The organism is Acinetobacter sp. YH1901141, assembly GCF_013416935.1.
Lineage (GTDB): Bacteria > Pseudomonadota > Gammaproteobacteria > Pseudomonadales > Moraxellaceae > Acinetobacter > Acinetobacter towneri.
The window spans coordinates 1-2,267 of the sequence record NZ_VPEY01000067.1 but is presented as its reverse complement, the minus strand read 5'-3'; the positions used below and the strand labels follow the sequence as shown (position 1 = coordinate 2,267).

The window sequence follows — 2,267 nt, the reverse complement described above, 5'->3', positions numbered from 1 at the left end:
AGTACCAGCGTACGGCCCACAGAATGATGTCACGCTGAAAATGCCGGCCTTTGAATGGGTTCATGTGCAGCTCCATCAGCAAAAGGGGATGATAAGTTTATCACCACCGACTATTTGCAACAGTGCCCAAAAAAGTTCGTGGTGGAGAAAAGATAAGCTATGCAAGGCTTTAGGAGACGTGGTTTTTCAGGATGACGAAGAACGATTCGGCGCTAGGTGCAACATAGGTGCATCGCACGAGCGCTAGGAACGGCGAAAAAAGGCGGACGTGGCGAAATCGGTAGACGCAGCAGACTTTAAAATTGGAGTGCCCGCGGGGAAATCCGCGGAGTAGAACCGCTCAAAGTCGGGGAACGCTAACGGGCAATACCCTAAGCCAATCCCGAGCCAAGCCCCTTCGGGGGAAGGTGTAGAGACTGGACGGGCGGCGCCTAAAGCCTTCGGGCAATGGCGAAGGGACAGTCCAGACCACGAACGTCATCAGACGGCGGCGAAAGTCGAGGTGGTACGAAAATCTGCTTCTCTGTGAGAGTACGGGTTCGAGTCCCGTCGTCCGCACCACAAAGCCAAACATCCCTGCGATGATCGACCTCTGGGCGTTTGGTCGTGAGCCCGCCACCCTCGCGCTACGCTTTGCGCAGGCGTCGAAGGCGATCAGGTGCGCCCATCGATTCCGTCGAGCACCATCGCTGCGAGTTCATCGCTGGTGTGTGTACCACTATCGAGAACACGGGTTGTGCATGGAAGCCGTTCCCTTGCGGCCAAGCATCGGGCGACATTCGCTAATCGCCACTCTCGAATCTCCGCATTTCGATTCGGGTCAGGATGCATGGTCTGGTTCGCGATCCGGTGACGCAATAGGTCCTCGTTGAGCGTCAGAAAGATGTGCAGCAGCTGATCGTCGATCCGCCTTACCCCGTCGAGTATCTCAGTCAGATAGTCCGGGTGCACGAGCGTCATTGGGATGATGATGTCCTGCGAGTAATTCCTTCGAATCTCCCTGACCGCCGCGATCGTAAGTCCCCTCCACAAGGGGAGATCCTGATAGTCTCCGCTCGCTGGCATGGGGACCGTTTCTTTCACCACGAACCCGATTTCCTCGGGGTCAAAGATCAGCGATTTGGAACGCCGATCGCGCAGCCGCTTAGCGAGCGTCGTCTTTCCGGCGCCGAAAGGTCCGTTGATCCAGATTATCATTGTCGACGGCCTCTAACCTGAAGGCTCGCAAGAGCGCTCGACGGCCTCGTGCGGAGGCACGATCGGAGTGGTTCCGAAATGCTTCTCAAGATAGGTGACGCCGAACGTCACGATGTCCTGCGCGTCGAACAGGTAGCACTGAGCAAAGCCCACGACACCTTCTCGATGGCGACCGAGCTTCACGTAAGCATTTGCTATAGTTTCAACCGCATCCGGCTTTCCTTCGATAGCAAAGCAATCGAGAATGCCGTTTGAATCGTAATCCGATGCCGTTTTCCAGGCGACTTCACCGTCTCTTCCAAGCATCGGCATCTCATACGTCACCCACCGTTTGTTGGGGATATCGGCAACCGCCTCGGCGTAGTGCAATGCGGTAACGGAGTTTAGCGGCGCACCCAACAGCAGGGCCTTCCCGCCAAGGCGAACGAACCGCTCGACGGGCGATCCTTCCCCCAAGGCGTGACCGAGTTCGTGAGGCTCCGTCAGCGTTTCAGCCAGCGGACCAACCGCGACCATCGATGCATCGGGGTGCGCGCTGCGCCGCGCGCCGGGGGCTTGAACCAGAAATTGATTCAGCAGGCCGAACCCACGGTAAGTCCCGGCTGTTGCGGGATCGAACGGCAGCCAGGTACGGCGGGCTTCGTCATCCAGCCGAGCGCCATTCAGAGTCTCCTCGTAGGGTGATCGGTCCCACGACGCGTATCCCATCACAGTGCCAGTCGGCCCAACCGCGGAGCGTAACGCGGCAACGACCGTCTCCGCTCCTCCTTCGACCGGACCAATCGCTTTAAGTGAGGCATGCACCATCAAGAGGTCACCGGTTTGGACTCCGAGTTTTTGAAGCGCCTCCGTTATTGCCTTCCGCGTATGCATCGCGATATCTCCTCTAAACTGCAAAACACTATACCTATCGAGATATCACTCTACTATACCTATCGAGATATAGAGGTGGTCCCACTTGTTTGAACAACTAAAAGCGTATTTATAAGTGATATTCCGCTCTAGTTAAGCCACCTTGTTTTGTTGGGGTAGCTGATCATAGTAAAACTCATTTGGTGTCATTTTGTCTA

At 56.1% G+C, this 2,267-nt stretch carries 3 protein-coding genes; 1 reads left to right on the top strand and 2 read right to left on the bottom strand.

The genetic code is table 11. The annotated features are described in order from the left end of the window. On the top strand, window positions 1-247 hold a 247-nt coding region (locus FTV52_RS14885), incomplete at its 5' end, for a hypothetical protein (RefSeq protein ID WP_206299284.1). Between the two features lie 407 nt (window positions 248-654). Here the strand turns inward: FTV52_RS14885 and FTV52_RS14425 are convergent. Then, window positions 655-1,197 (bottom strand): AAA family ATPase, encoded by a 543-nt coding sequence (locus tag FTV52_RS14425; protein ID WP_179991038.1) that lies wholly within the window; start codon window positions 1,195-1,197, stop codon window positions 655-657. Window positions 1,198-1,209: 12 nt separating this feature from the next. Continuing rightward, window positions 1,210-2,070 carry an aminoglycoside N-acetyltransferase AAC(3)-IId gene (gene aac(3)-IId, locus FTV52_RS14420; protein WP_000557454.1) on the bottom strand — a complete coding sequence of 287 codons (861 nt, stop codon included), beginning with the start codon at window positions 2,068-2,070 and terminating at the stop codon, window positions 1,210-1,212. Window positions 2,071-2,267 lie beyond the last annotated feature (197 nt).

Excerpts from the sequence above, each read along its gene's own strand:
- FTV52_RS14425 (WP_179991038.1), bottom strand. The coding sequence starts at position 1,197 with ATGATAATCTGGATCAACGGACCTTTCGGCGCCGGAAAGACGACGCTC.